This is a genomic window from Microbacterium insulae (assembly GCF_042677065.1).
In the GTDB taxonomy this organism is placed as follows: Bacteria; Actinomycetota; Actinomycetes; order Actinomycetales; family Microbacteriaceae; genus Microbacterium; species Microbacterium insulae.
This window is the reverse complement of sequence record NZ_JBHTII010000001.1, coordinates 2,093,150-2,108,740: the sequence shown is the minus strand read 5'-3', so window position 1 is coordinate 2,108,740 and position 15,591 is coordinate 2,093,150. Positions and strand designations below refer to the sequence as shown.

Genomic DNA, 15,591 nt, shown 5'->3' with positions numbered 1-15,591 from the left:
CAGTTCGACGCCGGGCCCATCGTGAGCGATCCGCCCGGCGCTCACGTCAAGAATTTGCAGGATGACCGTGCGCGTGCCGCCGCGCAGCGCCGCTCCGAGGGTCCGACGCCCACGTATGCGCACACCAGCACGGACACGATGGACGGTTATGCATCGGATGCAGCCCGCATCGTTCGGCCGGGCACCTTTCTCTTGGAGGACGGTTATCGCGTCGGCGACCAGGTCGGGCTTCCCGCACTTGCCTTCTCCACCAACGTCGGAGGAATGGGCGCTCATTGGACGGGCGCATGCCCACGACCGGGCGAGAGTGAGCGGATCGGCTTCCTCTCGGATCTGGATGAGCTCCTCGAAGAGGCGGAGCGGCTCCTCGGCGTCTCTGCAGAGTCGTTGGCTGGAGCGCCTTTGGCCGAGATTGTGCGCGAGCGCCTCGCGAACAGCCTCGACGGCAGGCGGACGCGCGCCGTCCAGCCAATGCCGCTCGCGGTCCGACGAGAGAAAGACCGGCGCCTGTGGTGGTCAGGGTCTGACGTCGTCTTCGGCGACGCAACACGCGCCAACCCGCGACACCACCTCTTTCCCGAGACACTGGTGACGCGCGTGCGGGCGACAGACGGTCGCGTGACCGGCGTCACGATCCGCAGCATGGTGAACGGAACCTCTAAAGACGTCGATGCGCCGGTCGTCGTGGTCGCTGCAGACGCTTTACGCACTCCGCAGCTCCTCTGGGCGTCCGGTATCCGACCGGCGGCCCTGGGGCGGTATCTGAATGACCAGCCTCAGGTCGTCCACGCTGTCAAGCTCCGAGACGTGCCGCCGCAGCCGGCGAGCCACTCGGCCGGACCGATCGACGAGCTAAGCGGCGTCAGTTGGGTGCCGTTCACCGACTCTGAGCCCTTCCACGGTCAGGTCATGCAGCTTGACGCCTCGCCGGTGCCGTACGACGGTGACATCCTCCCCGGCGAAGTAGTCGGACTGGGTTGGTTCTGCGCGAAGGACATCCGGGCGGAGGACCGTGTCGAATTCGACGCTCACCACCTGGACGGTTACGGGATGCCGGCGATGAGGATCCACTACGACCTCACTGATGCCGATCGCCGCTCACTGGCTGCGGCGACGGCACACATGATCGCTGTCGGCGACCTCCTGGGGGATGCCGTCTTCGGCGATCCAATCGAGTTCGCCCCCGGCGCATCGCTGCACTACCAAGGAACAACGAGGATGGGCGCGGTCGACGACGGCGCGAGCGTCTGCGATGACACCTGTCGAGTCTGGGGTACATCCGGCCTGTACGTCGCCGGAAACGGCGTCATCCCCACGGCCACGGCGTGCAATCCCACCCTCACCACCGTCGCGCTTGCGGTGCGCGGAGCGCGCGCGATCGCGCGTTCGACGGTCCCGTCCGAGCGCACCGAAGAAAGGACCCCAAGCCATGCTTGAGCGAGAGATCATCCAGAACAGAGGCGTCGAGAACGTCGTCCAGGACGGTGAGATCACCGGATTCAGATTCCTCGTCCGTATGCCGAACTACCGCGGCGCATTCGGTCGTCTCATCGAAGGAATCGAGGTGCGTGTCGACGGCGTCCACTGGGACCGCACCGTGCCGCTGTGGTCACTGTACGGGACGCAGTACACCGTGGATGAGCTCCGGGCCTCCCACCTGGACGTGCACTGGGACCTCGACGAGCCTGCCGTGATCACCGTTCCCCACCCCGGTGGCCTGGCACCCGGCGTGCACGAGCTCGAAGTCGAGATCGCGATCCACGCCCCGTACATTCCCGCGCAGTTCCAACCGTCGCTGTTCCCCGCGGCGCGAAAGGTCACGGTGATCGCATGAGCGCATTCAGCACGTTCGGATACGGGGTGTCGCTCTACAGCTACACCGGTGACATGAACACCGTCCTGACACTTGACGACGCGATGGCCGAGATCGCCTCGGTCGGCGCGACGGGCATTGAGATCCTCGGAGAGAGCAACGTCCGCCGATACCCGTCGCCACCGGCATCCTGGATCGACGACTGGCACGCGTCGCTCGAACGACATGGGCTCATTCCGACCAATTACTGCTCGTGGGTCGACATCGGCCTTTCACGCGGTCGGGATCTCACCGTGGAGGAAGGCGCGGCCGTGCTCCGACGGGACATCGAGCTCGCATCTACGCTCGGTTTCACCACCATCCGGCCCAAGTTCGGCGTTGTGAGCATGGATCTGGATCCGCATCCCGACTGGGAGCCGATCGTGACCGCCAACCTCGACCTCGCGGCAGAGCGAGGCATCGTGATCTGCCCCGAGATCCACGCACCCACGCCCATCAAGCACCAGGTGGTCGACGAATACATCGCCTTCATCGAGCGGAGCGGCTCAGAGAACTTCAAATTGATGATCGACACCGGCATCTTCCAGCGCGAAGTGACCACCGCTATTCAGCCCGGCATGAGCGAGGAGGGACACAAGGAAGGCTGGATGCGACCGCTGGCTGTGCCCATGCAGGACCTCGTCGATGTCCTCCCATACGTCGGATTCATCCAGACCAAATTCTTCGACATCGACGAGAACCTCGTGGATGCCCAGATCCCGTGGGCTGAGATCATTCAGACCCTCGTTACGCACGACTACCAAGGATGGCTTTCGAGCGAGTACGAGGGTGAGCGTGCTGTATATCGAGGTCAGGAGCAGGTGCGACGGCATCACGCGCTGATGCGGTCCCTCGAACGAGACGCCCGTTCGGTTGGGTCGTGATCGAACATGCGCTGAAGTCTCTTCACGAGTGGCCGCCCCTTGATCGGCCAGAAGTGAGCGAGCCTGCGCGGGTCGTCCTCGTAGAACGTGTTGCAGCCGAGTTACGACGACATCGCGGCCTCCGGACCTTCAGCATCGTGGACGCGACGCTACACCGGGCGGCTGACCTCGTCCCGTCGGCAAAAGCAGGACTCGCGTCCGGATGCCGGTCGTTCACCGCGCGGGATCCATTCCCGCGAACAGCGATCCACCACACGGTGAGCGCGGGGGCGTATAGCCGGCGCGCTCACCGGCACGGTGACGGGAGCTCTTACGCGCGGCTCACAGACTCTGCCCGACCCCGACACTGGTTGGCATCGACGCGTCAGGGCCCGTGGCGCGTTGGCGGGCGCTACGTCGAAGCTCAGCGGCGGCCGCATCGATCGAATCTTGAATCGTCACCTCGGTCGTTCCACGGACCATCGTTGCGGAGAGTGCCTCGACGATCGCCGGGTCGCTCCGCGCGACGACGACGGCGCGGTCATGCGAGCGACCGCGAGTGAGACCAACATAGAGTCCGGCAGCGTCGACGTCAGGACCGACGATCGCGGTGTCCACGGTCTCGCCCTGAACCCCGTGGACGGTGGAGGCGTAGGCCAGCCGAACGTGTTCCAGCGCATAGTCGCGACTGATGCGGCGCCACTCCCCCGCCTGGGTCGGTGAGGCGAGGTCGATCGTGTCAGCCCGGATCCCGGAGATCACCCATTGCGCTCGGTTGGCAACGCCGGTGCGGCTGTCATTGCGGCGGGTTTCGACAACGTCGCCGACGAAGAGTGGTTGTTCCGCGCTCCCCCAAGCCATGGCTGCGGGGTCGAGGTCACCGGCGTCAAGCCGATGCTGCTGGATCTGGGCGTTGATGGCGTCGGCCTCGCTGCTTGTCCCGCACACGAGCACTGTCCGCCGACCATGCGCGGTAGCGTCCAAATAGCCCTGCACCATCACCTGCCTCGCTGCCTCAACACTGTCGACTCGCTGAACGTATCCGCTCGACCTCAGTTCGTCAGCGAGTGCAAGCGCATCGGCCTTCTCGCGGATGTCGCGGAGCCGGAGAGTCAGAGCGGCATACTGCGGATCATTGAAGCGATGGACCGTGTCCAGTTCTACCGCTGCGTCGGCGTGCCGAACGAAGCTGGCCATGGCACCGGCGTGGCCGACCGGAACTGCCTGGCGGGGGTCGCCGACCATCGCCACACCGGCACCTGTCTCAAACGCGACGATCGCCAGGGCGTTGGCGGCGTGGAGATCAACCATTCCCGCTTCATCCACCACGATCCGATCACCACGGCGCACTCGGTACGTGCTCGGGCCCGAGTACTCCGCACCCGTAGCGGAGTCGATCTCGCCAGGCTCGAGCCGCCTCCACTCCGCCGCACCCGTAGCGGCGCGGCGCCATCTGTACCCGTAGTCGTAGAGCAACGAGTGAAGGCTTGTCGCCTCGGCGCCGACCTCGCGCGCCGCGACCATCGCCGCCTTGCGAGTGGGTGCGACCACCAGCATCCGTCGACGCTGACGGGCGAGCGCGGTCGATGCGGCACGCAGCATGGTGGTCTTGCCCGTGCCGGCCGAACCCGTCACCGCCACCAAGCCAGCCGACCCGGCGATCGCGCAGGCGGCGGCGACCTGCGATCGATCGAGGGCCCCCACGTCGACGGTCGCGGCGGCTGACCGATGCAACTCGGTCGGCGTGAGCGAGCGACCGGAGGTCGCGAGTCCGTCGAGACAGCCCGCGAGGCGGATCTTCAACGCCGCGGTCTCGATTGCCATCAGCGACTTGACGTGGGCTGGGACATCCGACTCCGTTGGGAGCCTGAGGACGAGTCGGTGCGCGCCGGCAACGATCTCGTCGATGGTCGCGTCGAACCCCTCCCGAGTCCCAACGGCGCCGGTTCGCGACAGCGCGCGCAGGGCGCCGGCGCGGAGATCGATGTCGCTGAATCGCCCGCTCGAACCACGTGATCGATCGTCAGCGTCGACCACTGCTGAAGCTGCCAGCGTCGCGATGTCCAAGCGTGTCGAGTGACGGCATGGCGATTGACACCGGAGTCCGCGGGATCAGTAATCCGGGATCGATTGCGGCGAGCTCCTCGCGCACGGCGACTTCCCAAGACTCCTCGTCCAGCAAGGCCGGCTTGTTCGGCCGCGAGGTTGCCCACGCGCGGCGATCGATCTGCGCGAGCACCTCGAGGCTTGGCATCCGTCCCTCATGGCCAGCCGACCACCCGGCCGTCAGCCGCGAGCGATTGGCCTCGGTCTGCGCCGACCGGCGGGAGAACGGACGAACGACGCCAGCGAGTTCGGCGATCTCGCCGTCACAGTCGAGCGTGTAGCCGTGGCGGGCGAGCGCATCGACCCACTCAGGATCGCTACGCGCAGCGAGCTCGCCCTCGGCGTTCACCAATGTGTGGACCTTCATCGCAACCCGGGAGTCGACATTGGTCCACCGGCCGTCAGCGCCTTGGACTTTGATGTTCAGCCAGAGGTGCCGATGGGCGTGCGGGTCGAGCGCGCGCGATCGCCGATGGACCAGCTCGACGACCTCGAGGCGTGCGATCGACTCGCGGATCAATCCGCCGTGGCCTCGGCGAGCGTTGAGCTCCTGCTGCCAGAGCAGGAGGATCCGATTCCGCACGCGGTCCTGCAGCGCCTCCAACTCGATGGTGAGCTCAGGGTGCAGGAGCGCCGCGATGCTGAACGACTTCGGGTGGTTCAGTGTGCCGTCGAGCAGCAGGTCCGCGTCAGGTCGCAGCAGCGTCTTGCCCCGCTCCTCACCCGTGACCGGATCGTGGCCGCTGAGCCAGACCCGTAGACCGGGACCGGTGAGACGGTCGGAAGTGATCGCGCCGTCGGCGACGATGAAGCGAGTGACTCCTGCGTCGCCCGAGTCGGCGTATCGCTCGAGCGCATCAGCGCCGGATACGGGGACTTGCGCGTCGCAGGATCCCTCGAGCGCGTAGGCGATCGCGTTGCGGATGCCGCGGGACTCGCTTCCCCGCTTCCACCGCTCGAGTCCACCCCGCATAAGGGCAGACTACATGCGCATCTGTGTCACCACCAGGCATGGTGCCTGCGTGCATTGCACTTGTTCTCGCCGTCTCGGTCTTGGGTCTGTTCGTCTTGGGCTTGCTCGCGGTCTGTGCATTGATCCATGTCTTCACCCTTGCCGCGGCGACGCAAGCGGACCTGCCGCGAATGGGTCCGCCAGCTGACCGCCTCGTGGACAACTCACGTGCGGTGTATTGCCCTCGGTAGCCCGGTCAAGTTGGGGCGGAGGAAGCGCACCCGAAGCGGCCGCGGCATCCGTATATCGGCATCGGCGTCGGGCTCGGGCTCGGGCTCGGGCTCGGGCTCGGCGGCAGCATCGGCATTGGCATCGGGATCGGCATCGGCATCGTCGGCCAGCAGCAGATCACATCGGCAGCCGCATCTCAAAGGGCGACTCGATCATGAGCACGAGCGGGTGCATGATGACGGGCATGAGCACGAGCGGGTGCACCCAGCAGCAGGATGCGGATAAGGATGAAGGAGCAGTAGACCGTAACGCCCTCGCTTGCAATCGCCCGCGATGTTCTCCTCTCCCGGCCAGGGTCTTGCCTGGAGTGCGCTGCGCCCACAACTCTGAAGTTGCCCGCTTGGCGCCCAGCGGGTGTTCATTCTTTGAGCTGTTTCAACTAAAATGAACACGCACACTTAATGAACGGAGCCGCTGATGCTTCACGAGACCGCAGTGACGCTGCTGACTCGCCTGGACGAGTATGGACTTCGCGTGTACAGCGGATACAGCGAGAGTCCGATCAGCGACCTGGAGCCGGGCATTCCAGAGCGGGCAACGGTCGCGCATGAGCGTGGCAAACGGGAGATGACGCTCCTTTACGCACCCACAATGACGATGACCGACATCGGTCGATTCGGCAGCGACTTCCTCACGCCGAGGAGTTCGCTCGTGATGGGTACGAGAATCAACGAACGCAGCGCAGATATGTTTCGACGGCATGGCGTGAACTTCCTAGACGAAGCTGGCAACGCATACGTCGACTTCGAAGGCGTCCACATCGATGTCCGGGGGCGGCGAAATGAGAGCAAGCCGGCCGCCAAGGAGTTTTCAGGGATCCGCAGCACCAACCTCTTCAGCACGAAACGGTCACAGGTCATCTTCGCGCTCATGACATGGCCGGACCTCCTCTCCGCTCCGCTTCGATCCCTGGCGCACACCGCAGGCGTCTCGCTCGGGCAGGCACAGGAGACACTAACGCTCCTCCAAGAAGCCAACTTCGTCTCGGACACTGTTGACCGCAAGCTGTATCGCGGGAAGGAACTGTTCGATCAATGGACTGCCGCTTATCCAACTGGATTGGGGGCGCCCTCGCGAGTGAGAGGGTTCTCGGGGGAGGTTCAGCAGCTCGACACGGACGGCGAATCGTCACTCGTCGTGAGCGGAGAGGCCGCGGTCCCGAATCAATTGCGTCCGCAGACGCTGACGGTCTACGTGGATCGTCTGTCTCCACGAATGATTGCGGCGAACCGGTGGCGCACGGATCGAGAGCCCAACATTTTCGTCAGAACGCGATTCTGGCGAGATCCCGCCGGCGACCCTCTACCCGGGACGATCACTCTTGCTCCACCGACGTTGATCTATGCAGATCTGCTCGCCTCAGGCGATGGGCGACAGGCCGAGGTGGCAGAACAGCTTCGTCAATCCGATGATCGACTTCAACGCCTCTGATCCGCGCTTGCTCGACGGAATCGACGCTGTCGTAGTGACGCTTCGAGACCAGATCGGGCTGGACGCCGACACGATCATCTTGGTGGGAGCCGCTTGTCGGGACATTCTGCACTCCGCACTCGGACACGAGCTTCAGTTGCGAGGTACCGAGGATACAGACATCGGTATCGCCCTCAACGACTGGCAAATCTATGACCTCATCGACCACACGTTCACGAAATCAGGTCACACCGGCGTTCGCTATTTGGTGGACGGATTCCCGGTCGACATCATGCCCTTCGGCGGCATTGAGGAACCGGAAGGGATCGTTACTCCTCACTCGCGGGGAGAGGAGATGGTGGTCTTCGGGTTCGACGACGTTTACGCGCGAGCGGGACACCTGACGCTTCCGTCTGGGAACACGATCCGGATCCCATCGCCAGCGGGGTATGCGGCGCTCAAGTTCCGAGCGTGGATCGATCGGTCACGGTACGGGCAAGACAAGGATGGGAAGGACCTTGCGGCGGCGGTCTACTGGTACCTCGAATCAGCATCTGTGACCGAACGGCTTTGGGGGACAACGGAGGGAAACGAACTCCTCGAGGAAGTTGGATGGGATATCGAACTCGGAGCCGCCCGCGTGCTCGGCTTCGACATTCGGGCGCAGCTTTCTCCTCCAAACTTGGAGGACCTGATTTTCAGATGGAACCAACTGGATCTGGCTCCGCTGGGTCGCGCCCTCCAACTCGCGCCGGGTGCGAACTGGCCCCGGAATCCTGAGCGGAGACTTGCCCTGATCTCCGAGGTCACGACGGGATGGTCTTCCGACTGATTGCTCCGGCCGGCGCCCTCGCAGGTTTGCCCGCTCCGACCGCGTGAGTGCCGCGACCGTGGAATACCGGACCGCGGAGCGGGAGGATATGCCGCGAAAGCGCGGCACGGCAGCGGCCGGGGCGAGCTACCCTCGATCAGCGCCGCCAGGCCCCCGCGATTTCCTGGACATCACACCAGGCCCCGCGAGGATGCCCACGTTTTGCCCACACTTTGCCCACACTTCTCGAGATTCGACGTGATTCAACGGCATCGATGGAACCTCGAGGTCCGTGTGATTTCGCGGTTTCGCAGCTCTCTGATCCAGTCAGGATGCCTCAGCGCGAGTTCGACTCCCGCCGTCGCGTCCACGTGTGAACACGGCGACCGCGTGGCGTCGATCGTCACGCCGCCCTTGACTCGACAGGGCGGCCGCCGGTGACCCGCTTGTCGATCCACGCTGCCCCCCAGACCGCGGCAAGGCCGCAGATCCCGACGGTCGCCTGCACGATCAGGGCATAGATGCCGGTGGTGATGTTGATGTCCTCGATCGCGATGGCGAGCAGAGGAGGGATGACGCAGACCAGCGCCAGCAACCATGTGACGGGGCGGCGGCCGCGCGCGATGAGCCATCCGCCGACCGCGGCGAGCAGCGTGGCGAACCCCTGGTCGAGCACGAAGTCCCAGAAGGCGACCGGTTCCGTCACCACTCCGGCCCCGCGCAGGAGGTTGAAGGTCGCCCAGAGGAAGAGGGTCACGGATGCGAGGGTGACCCCGCCCAGGCGCCGGTATCCGTCGCCCGGGAGTATTGCGAGGGCGAACACCATGCCCGCCACGACGAGAAGGAACTGGAGCGCGTTGAGCAACGGGATGTCGCTGCTGATCGCGCCTTCGTAATTCTCTGAGCGGATCACTGCCGAGAAGTCGGTAGCGCACGCCAGATAGGTGCTGTAGACCATCGCAGTCACCGCGACGCCGTACCGAACGCGCGGATCGAACTTCGCCGTTTGGGCCATGGGCCGAAGATATAGCCCCAGAATGGACTCCATCGGGCGAAACGCGACGGAGAAGGGCGCGCGAATGGGCGAACCACCGATCGACTCAGCGCCTCTCGTTAACTCTGGAGACGAGGAGGCGCCGTCTGTGCCCTCGCGTCGTGACTTCTTCCGACGGATCGGGGTGGGGGCTGCGGGCGTCGCGATCGGAGGCTCGGCGGCTGCCGCCGCGACAGCCGCCGCGACCGTCCATCCGCCCGAGTTCGCCCCGCTGTCTCCGCGAACCGCTCCCGGGTTCGACCACGTCGTCGTGGTGATGTTCGAGAACCGGAGCTTCGACAACATCCTGGGCCGTCTCTACAGCGCGGACGAGAAGTCATCCGCGCAGTTCGACGGGATAAACCAGGGCGAGTACTTCAACGTCGCCCCCGACGGCACGCGGATACCGGCGCAGGTGTATCGCGGGTCGACCGACTCGATCATGCAGCAGCCTCAGCCGGACCCGGGTGAGACCTATCCGCACGTCAACACGCAGCTGTTCGATGTCGTCGATCCTCCCGAGAACTCCACGCGCACGGGAGACGAACACCTCGACCCGTTCAACGCACCGCCCGCGGGTCAGACCCCGACCAACGACGGGTTCGTCCGGGATTACGTCACCAACTTCCGGCTGCACAAGGGCCGCGAGCCGAAGCCCGAAGAGCTGAGAGTGGCGATGGGCGGGTTCGAGCCGCAGATGCTCCCCGTCATCTCCGCGCTCGCGCGCTCGTTCGCGGTCTACGACCGCTGGTTCGCCGGTGTCCCGTCCCAGACTTTCTGCAACCGGTCGTTCTTCCATGCCTCGACGTCGCACGGCTACGTGACGAACCACGGCGGAGACGACTACTACAAGTGGATCGACGGCCCGGACGCCCCGACGATCTTCAATCGACTCGAAGAGGCGGGCGTCTCCTGGCGCGTCTACTACGACTCCTCCCAATTGCTCTCGCTGACCGGGATGATCCACGCGCCGGTGCTCCAGCGGTACTGGAAGACCAACTTCCGCGTCATGGAGCAGTTCTACCGGGATGCTGCGGACGGCACCCTTCCCGCCTACGCCTTCATCGAGCCCCGCATGGTGTTCAACCACAACGACATGCACCCTCCGTGGGGCGAGCTGCGCGAAGGCGAACTCGAGCTGGAAGACGGCTCCACGCTCCAGATCCAGAACAGCGCGTACTCCGATGTGCGTGCCGGCGACAAGCTCGTGCAGGACATCTACGACGCCATCCGCGAGAGCAGTACGGCGAGCGGGTCCAACGCGATGAACACCGCGCTGCTCATCACGTTCGACGAGCATGGCGGCACCTTCGACCACGTCGCGCCTCCCGCGACCGTCCCGCCCGATGCCACCGGTCCCGGTGAGATGGGCTTTCGCTTCGATCGGCTCGGATGCCGCGTACCCGCGATCCTCGTGAGCGCCTACACCGCGCCGGGCACCGTCATCCACGACGAGATGCACCACGGATCGGTGATCAACACGCTCAGCCGACTCCATGGACTCCGCCCGCTCACCGCTCGAGACGCGGGCGCGAACTCCATCATCAACGCGATCAATCTCAACGTTCCGCGCCAGCCGTATACCTGGCCTCAGCCCAGGTCCCTCTACGTTCCTCCCAACCCGGAGAGCGCCGACTCGGCAACCGAGGCAACACACCGAAAGCGACCGCTCACTGCCCCCGCCCGAGGACTGCTAGGTCTGCTCATCGCGCGGTTCGACCCGGGGAGTCCCGTCCCCACCACCTATGGCGATGCGTATGACGCACTGACGGCCTACGGCAAGGGTCTCTTCGGCGCCTACGATTCCTGACCACGCCGCGGATGGTCCGGCGGCGGCCCGGCCGTGATTGCATTGCTGAATGAGTGAGACGGTGCGTCGCAGCCGCGCGCAGCGGTGGAATGCGCTTCCGACTCTGCTCTCGGATGCTTCGCCTCACGTGCTGATGGTGGTGGGCGTAGCCACGTGCGCTTTCGCGCTGCTGATCGTCGCCCGCCCGCTCACCTCGCTGCTCGCCCTCGCGATGTACGTCGGCGTCAGTGCGATCGTCTCCGGAATCCTCGACTTCCGCACGACATCTCGCGCCGGGACGCGGTGGAATCGCGTCATCGGGACCATCTCGATCCTCTTCGGGGTCGCGGTGCTGGTGTGGCCGGAACGAAGTCTCGACCTGCTCCCCGTCGCGCTGTCCATCGTGCTGATCATCGGAGGGCTGGCATCGCTCGGCGATGCGCTGACACGTGGAGTTCCGAGTGAGCGGGCGCTGACCGCCACGTGGGGCGTGAGCCAGATCGTCTTCGGCATCCTCGCCGCAGCCTGGCTCGACCTCACGGTGCTGGTCGCGGCGACCGTCTTCGGCATCTGGCTGCTGATCTTCAGCATCATCGCGTTCGTCCGCGGCGCGCGCGCACTCCTCGCGACGGGTGGAAGCCCTCGTTCCCGGACGCGAAGCCGTCGCGCGTGGGCGGCCGCGGGACGCTACGCACTCGCGGTCATCCTCGTCGGCGTCACCGTCGCGGGCTGGTGGGTCGACGATTGGCTCGACAGCGGCGCGCCCGTCGTCGACTCCTTCTACACCCCACCCGAGAGCGTCCCGGGTGAGCACGGGAAACTCATCCGGATCGCACCGTACGACGGCATCGCGCCCGCGAACGGCCAGGTGCACCGCATCCTCTACACGACACGCGACGCTGTCGGGCGCGCAGCCGTCGCAAGCGCTCTCGTGATCGTGCCCGAGACGGCGCCGCCCGGCCCGCTCCCGGTCGTCGCCTGGAACCACGGCACCACCGGGGTGGCGCGGGGGTGCGCGCCGAGTCTGCGCACGGACGCGGCGACGAAGTGGGCGATCCCGGCGCTGGAGGACGCCCTCGACCGCGGCTGGGTCGTCGTGGCGACGGATTACGCCGGCCAGGGAGCGCCGGGGGTGTTCCCCTACCTGATCGGCAAGGGCGAGGCCAGGTCCACGCTCGACGGCATCCTGGCCGCTCAGGAGATCGACGGCCTCGTGCTGGCGCCGGAGGTCGTGCTGTGGGGGCACTCGCAGGGCGGCCACGCAACTCTCTGGGCCGCGGAGGAGGCGGAGACGTACGCGCCCGACCTCGACGTCCGCGGGGCCGCGGTGCTCGCGCCCGTCACCGACCCTCTGGCACTCGCGCGCGAGCTTCGCAGCGGCGACGCCGACGCGCTGCTGTCCGTGCTGATCTCCTGGGTGCTCGTCCCCTACGCCGACACCTACCCCGACGTGAGGATCGTCGACTACGCCGCCCCGGGATCCCGCACCATCGTGCGCGAGATGGCTCAGCGGTGCCCCTCGGAGCCCGGCGTGATCGTGTCGGTGATCACGGCCCTGGGCGTATCGCAGGACCGTCCTCTCTATCCCGCCGACCTGACGAGGGGTCCGATGGGACTGCGTCTCGCGGAGAACGCCGTGGCGACGCAGTACGACGTACCCCTGCTCGTCACGTGGGGGACGGAGGACGAGGTGATCCCGCCGGAGTTCCCGCAGCGATTCGTCGACGAGGTGTGCGCAGAGGGAGGGCGCGTCCGGTGGGTCGTGCTGGACGGCTACCGCCACCTCGACATCCTGCAGCCGCCCTCGCGCTTCCTCCCCACGCTGATGCGCTGGACCGACGCCCGGCTCACCGACGGCGCCGAACCCGACGACGACTGCGCGCGCTACGGCGTCGAGTAGGTCGCGGTGCGACTCCCTTCTCAGAGGGAACCGAGCCGCACCTCCAGTCGCCCGCGCGCGGCACTCGTGTCTGCGAGCAGCTGTGAGGCCGTCGCCGGATCGGTGTCCTGCTCGCGCAACTGCTGGCCGAGGGCATCGAGCTGGGCTCCGAGCGCCCGAAGACAATCCTCGTCCTCCGTCGCGTGGGACACCTCGTCGACGAGCTGGAGAAGGCGAGCCACGACGGCGGAGTCGCTCGCGCCGTAGTGACGAACCGGCGTGAGCGCGGCCTCGATCTCCCCGGCCGCGGTGGAGCGGAGGGTGACGACTCGCGGCCGACCGCTCGGTCCGGCCGCGACGGCGGGCGGACGCGGCATCCTCACCAGCTGCACGAAGATCGCGCTGAGGTGGCCGAGCGCGTGCACCGCGGTCGTCGGATCGTTGACGCCGGGCGAGAGTGCGCGCAGCGCGATGTCGACGATCTGCTGGATGCCGTACCGAGTGTCTTCGACCGTCGTCCGCTCGAACCGTATGGCGTAGATTTCGCTCACGGAGCGACCGATCGCGGACGCGCGCTCCGGGTCGCTCGCTCCCTCCGACGCCCACCACCGCGCGAGCGGCGAACCCGCGACCACGTTGTCGCCGATCAGCCGCCGCTCGCCGATCACGATGTCCTTCTCCTCGGCGAATTCGACGAGCGCGGCGAGATCGCCTCCCGTGATGAAGCCGCTCTCGGCGGCCACGACGTCGTGCGCGTCATGGGGTGGATCGACGTCGAGCGGGAACGCGGGGATGTCGCGGATGCGCTCGCCGACGAGGCGGATGGTCTGCTCCGTGTCGGCGTGGATGTCCTTGAGCATCGTCTCGACCCGCAGCTGCTTCGCCAGGTGGGCGAGGAAGAAGATCAGCATGATCACGCTCACGATGGTGAAGACGAACGCGACCGTGACCGAGATCCGGGGGACGAACTCCGGCATGTCGTCGAGGGGAGAACGGACGGCGCGAAGCACGGTGATCGAGTAGGCGAACGTCCCGAGGAACGCTGCGAGCGTCCACTGCACCTGCCGGTCACGTGCGAACAGCCTCAGTACGCGGGGGGATGCCTGCGTGCTGGCGAGCTGCAAGGCGATGACCGTGAGCGAGAAGGTCAGGGATGTCGCGGTGATGAGCGAGCCCGCTATGGAGGACAGCACGGAACGCGACGTGTCCGCTCCGCCATTGAACACCGCGGAGTCCACCGCGGTCGGCAGGCTCGAATCGACGACGAGGTCGATCCGGGGCAGGACGATGCCCAGGAGGACCGACAGGACGATGACGATGAGAGGAAGCGGCCATAGGCGCGACTCCACCGAGTCGACCACTCGGGCCCACCAGTGGAGGACACCTCCCCGCCGACTCACGCCGACCCCTGTGGTGCATCAGAACCCGTGCCCCTGGACCGGGAGACGCCGCCCAGGCTGGAAGCGCTGCCGAGCTTGTCCATCTCGATGACGCTGATCCTTCCGTTGCTCTCAAGGACGACGGCACCGATCGCGGACAGTTCTCCCGAGCCGCTCTGTCTGACGGCCTGCTCGACGTCCGCGCGCGACACGCGGTGCCGGCGCAGCGCGGTCTCATCCATCCGTCCGCGCCAGAGGAGGACCGCCGGCTTCGCGGTGAGGACTCTGCGGACGCGGGCCGACGTTACCGAGCAGAGTGCCACGAGCACTTGGAGCGAGAGCAGCAGCACGATCGCGGTGGCACCCTCGACGAACGATACGTCCGAGCTCAGCAGGATCGTCGCGAGCGTCGACCCGAGGGCGACCGTCACGACGAAGTCGAAGGCATTGAGCTGGGCGAGGGTCCGCTTGCCCGAGACGCGTATCGATACGACGAGCAGTGCGTAGGAGGCGCAGCCGACCGCTACGACGCGACCGACGTCAGACCAGTTGTCGAACCACATACCGAGACGCTAGGGAACTTCCCGCCGCCGCGTAATCGGGTTGTGGATCGGGAGGGTGAACGCTACGGCCCACGGACCGGCCGGGGCGGCTGCCCACGAAGCCGGACGCAGCAGCGCCCACGCTCGGTCGGACCGGGCGCGGGCGCTGGAGGTGATGCGTCAGAGCGGGCGGATGTTCGCCGCCTGCATGCCCTTGGGGCCGCGCTCGGCGTCGAACTCGACCTTCTGGTCTTCGCGGAGCTCCTTGAAGCCGTCCGCGGCGATCGCGCTGAAGTGCGCGAACAGGTCGGCGGAGCCGTCGTCGGGCGAGATGAAGCCGTAGCCCTTCTCGGAGTTGAACCATTTCACGGTGCCAGTGGCCATCGTGTCTTTCCTCTTCTTCGGCCCGCCGGAATGGCGGGGGATGCCGCGTCGGCGTGTGCCGCGTGGACGTTGGTGGGGGGTGTGCGCCACCCGTCGGGATGCGATCGCGCACCCGGCGACGGCGTCGCGCGCCTCTGCGAGGGAGGCGTGGAGACCGAGATCTTCGCCGTGGGGTCCGTGCGCGTCGATGCCATCGGACGTCGTGTGGACGAAGCCGGCGTACTCGTCGGCGAGGGTCGCGACGTGGATGTCGTCACCGGACGGTCGCCAGTCCAGCGCCGGAAGCGGGCTTCGCATGAG

General features: G+C 66.4%; 13 protein-coding genes. 7 read left to right on the top strand and 6 right to left on the bottom strand.

The window, feature by feature from the left end; translation table 11 throughout:
• The first annotated feature begins 21 nt into the window (after positions 1 to 21).
• Genes ACFQ0P_RS09745 through ACFQ0P_RS09735 form a run of 3 tightly spaced genes read left to right on the top strand, consistent with a single transcriptional unit; the run spans position 22 to position 2,736 of the window.
• Positions 22 to 1,437, top strand: a complete 1,416-nt coding sequence (locus ACFQ0P_RS09745; RefSeq protein ID WP_378772053.1) for a GMC oxidoreductase — start codon at positions 22 to 24, stop codon at positions 1,435 to 1,437.
• Positions 1,430 to 1,834 carry a C-glycoside deglycosidase beta subunit domain-containing protein gene (locus ACFQ0P_RS09740; protein ID WP_378772050.1) on the top strand — a complete coding sequence of 135 codons (405 nt, stop codon included), beginning with the start codon at positions 1,430 to 1,432 and terminating at the stop codon, positions 1,832 to 1,834. The genes ACFQ0P_RS09745 and ACFQ0P_RS09740 overlap by 8 nt, the downstream gene beginning before the upstream one ends.
• The gene (locus ACFQ0P_RS09735; protein WP_378772048.1) at positions 1,831 to 2,736 is read left to right on the top strand and encodes a sugar phosphate isomerase/epimerase family protein; all 906 of its coding nucleotides are present in this window, start codon (positions 1,831 to 1,833) and stop codon (positions 2,734 to 2,736) included. Before ACFQ0P_RS09740 ends, ACFQ0P_RS09735 begins: the two co-directional genes overlap by 4 nt.
• A gap of 321 nt (positions 2,737 to 3,057) precedes the next feature.
• On the opposite strand, the gene ACFQ0P_RS09730 is transcribed toward ACFQ0P_RS09735, so the two are convergent.
• Entirely contained in the window at positions 3,058 to 4,782 is a 1,725-nt protein-coding gene (locus ACFQ0P_RS09730; protein ID WP_378772045.1) for an ATP-dependent DNA helicase, read from the bottom strand.
• A complete protein-coding gene (locus ACFQ0P_RS09725; protein ID WP_378772042.1) occupies positions 4,739 to 5,794 on the bottom strand; it encodes a relaxase domain-containing protein in 1,056 nt (351 codons plus the stop codon). The genes ACFQ0P_RS09730 and ACFQ0P_RS09725 overlap by 44 nt, the downstream gene beginning before the upstream one ends.
• Before the next feature lie 687 nt (positions 5,795 to 6,481).
• On the opposite strand from ACFQ0P_RS09725, the gene ACFQ0P_RS09720 reads away from it, so the two are divergent.
• Together ACFQ0P_RS09720 and ACFQ0P_RS09715 are read left to right on the top strand one after the other, a co-directional pair.
• Positions 6,482 to 7,495 carry a type IV toxin-antitoxin system AbiEi family antitoxin gene (locus ACFQ0P_RS09720; RefSeq protein WP_204978500.1) on the top strand — a complete coding sequence of 338 codons (1,014 nt, stop codon included), beginning with the start codon at positions 6,482 to 6,484 and terminating at the stop codon, positions 7,493 to 7,495.
• A complete protein-coding gene (locus ACFQ0P_RS09715; RefSeq protein WP_204978499.1) occupies positions 7,473 to 8,306 on the top strand; it encodes a hypothetical protein in 834 nt (277 codons plus the stop codon). The genes ACFQ0P_RS09720 and ACFQ0P_RS09715 overlap by 23 nt, the downstream gene beginning before the upstream one ends.
• Positions 8,307 to 8,688: 382 nt before the next feature.
• On the opposite strand, the gene ACFQ0P_RS09710 is transcribed toward ACFQ0P_RS09715, so the two are convergent.
• A complete protein-coding gene (locus ACFQ0P_RS09710) occupies positions 8,689 to 9,300 on the bottom strand; it encodes a hypothetical protein (protein ID WP_204978498.1) in 612 nt (203 codons plus the stop codon).
• A 127-nt stretch (positions 9,301 to 9,427) separates the two neighbouring features.
• On the opposite strand from ACFQ0P_RS09710, the gene ACFQ0P_RS09705 reads away from it, so the two are divergent.
• Complete coding sequence (locus ACFQ0P_RS09705) at positions 9,428 to 11,128, top strand: alkaline phosphatase family protein (protein WP_378772038.1); 1,701 nt, start codon at positions 9,428 to 9,430, stop codon at positions 11,126 to 11,128.
• 49 nt (positions 11,129 to 11,177) lie between these two features.
• Positions 11,178 to 13,007: a lipase family protein gene (locus tag ACFQ0P_RS09700; protein ID WP_204978496.1), complete on the top strand. Its 1,830-nt coding sequence runs from the start codon at positions 11,178 to 11,180 to the stop codon at positions 13,005 to 13,007.
• 20 nt (positions 13,008 to 13,027) lie between these two features.
• Here ACFQ0P_RS09700 and ACFQ0P_RS09695 read toward each other — a convergent pair whose 3' ends face one another.
• The 3 genes from ACFQ0P_RS09695 to ACFQ0P_RS09685 all read right to left on the bottom strand — a co-directional run bounded on the left by ACFQ0P_RS09695 (position 13,028) and on the right by ACFQ0P_RS09685 (position 15,291).
• Positions 13,028 to 14,386 carry a DUF2254 domain-containing protein gene (locus tag ACFQ0P_RS09695; protein WP_204978495.1) on the bottom strand — a complete coding sequence of 453 codons (1,359 nt, stop codon included), beginning with the start codon at positions 14,384 to 14,386 and terminating at the stop codon, positions 13,028 to 13,030.
• Positions 14,383 to 14,928 (bottom strand): DUF421 domain-containing protein, encoded by a 546-nt coding sequence (locus tag ACFQ0P_RS09690; RefSeq protein ID WP_204978494.1) that lies wholly within the window; start codon positions 14,926 to 14,928, stop codon positions 14,383 to 14,385. The genes ACFQ0P_RS09695 and ACFQ0P_RS09690 overlap by 4 nt, the downstream gene beginning before the upstream one ends.
• Positions 14,929 to 15,087: 159 nt before the next feature.
• On the bottom strand, positions 15,088 to 15,291 hold the full coding sequence (locus tag ACFQ0P_RS09685; protein ID WP_204981341.1) for a cold-shock protein: 204 nt from the start codon (positions 15,289 to 15,291) through the stop codon (positions 15,088 to 15,090).
• Positions 15,292 to 15,591: the final 300 nt, after the last annotated feature.

Coding starts and splice junctions, on each gene's coding strand:
- ACFQ0P_RS09700 (WP_204978496.1), top strand. CDS start 11,178: ATGAGTGAGACGGTGCGTCGCAGCCGCGCGCAGCGGTGGAATGCGCTT.
- ACFQ0P_RS09735 (WP_378772048.1), top strand. CDS start 1,831: ATGAGCGCATTCAGCACGTTCGGATACGGGGTGTCGCTCTACAGCTAC.
- ACFQ0P_RS09740 (WP_378772050.1), top strand. CDS start 1,430: ATGCTTGAGCGAGAGATCATCCAGAACAGAGGCGTCGAGAACGTCGTC.
- ACFQ0P_RS09725 (WP_378772042.1), bottom strand. CDS start 5,794: ATGCGGGGTGGACTCGAGCGGTGGAAGCGGGGAAGCGAGTCCCGCGGC.
- ACFQ0P_RS09685 (WP_204981341.1), bottom strand. CDS start 15,291: ATGGCCACTGGCACCGTGAAATGGTTCAACTCCGAGAAGGGCTACGGC.
- ACFQ0P_RS09690 (WP_204978494.1), bottom strand. CDS start 14,928: ATGTGGTTCGACAACTGGTCTGACGTCGGTCGCGTCGTAGCGGTCGGC.
- ACFQ0P_RS09720 (WP_204978500.1), top strand. CDS start 6,482: ATGCTTCACGAGACCGCAGTGACGCTGCTGACTCGCCTGGACGAGTAT.
- ACFQ0P_RS09715 (WP_204978499.1), top strand. CDS start 7,473: ATGATCGACTTCAACGCCTCTGATCCGCGCTTGCTCGACGGAATCGAC.
- ACFQ0P_RS09710 (WP_204978498.1), bottom strand. CDS start 9,300: ATGGCCCAAACGGCGAAGTTCGATCCGCGCGTTCGGTACGGCGTCGCG.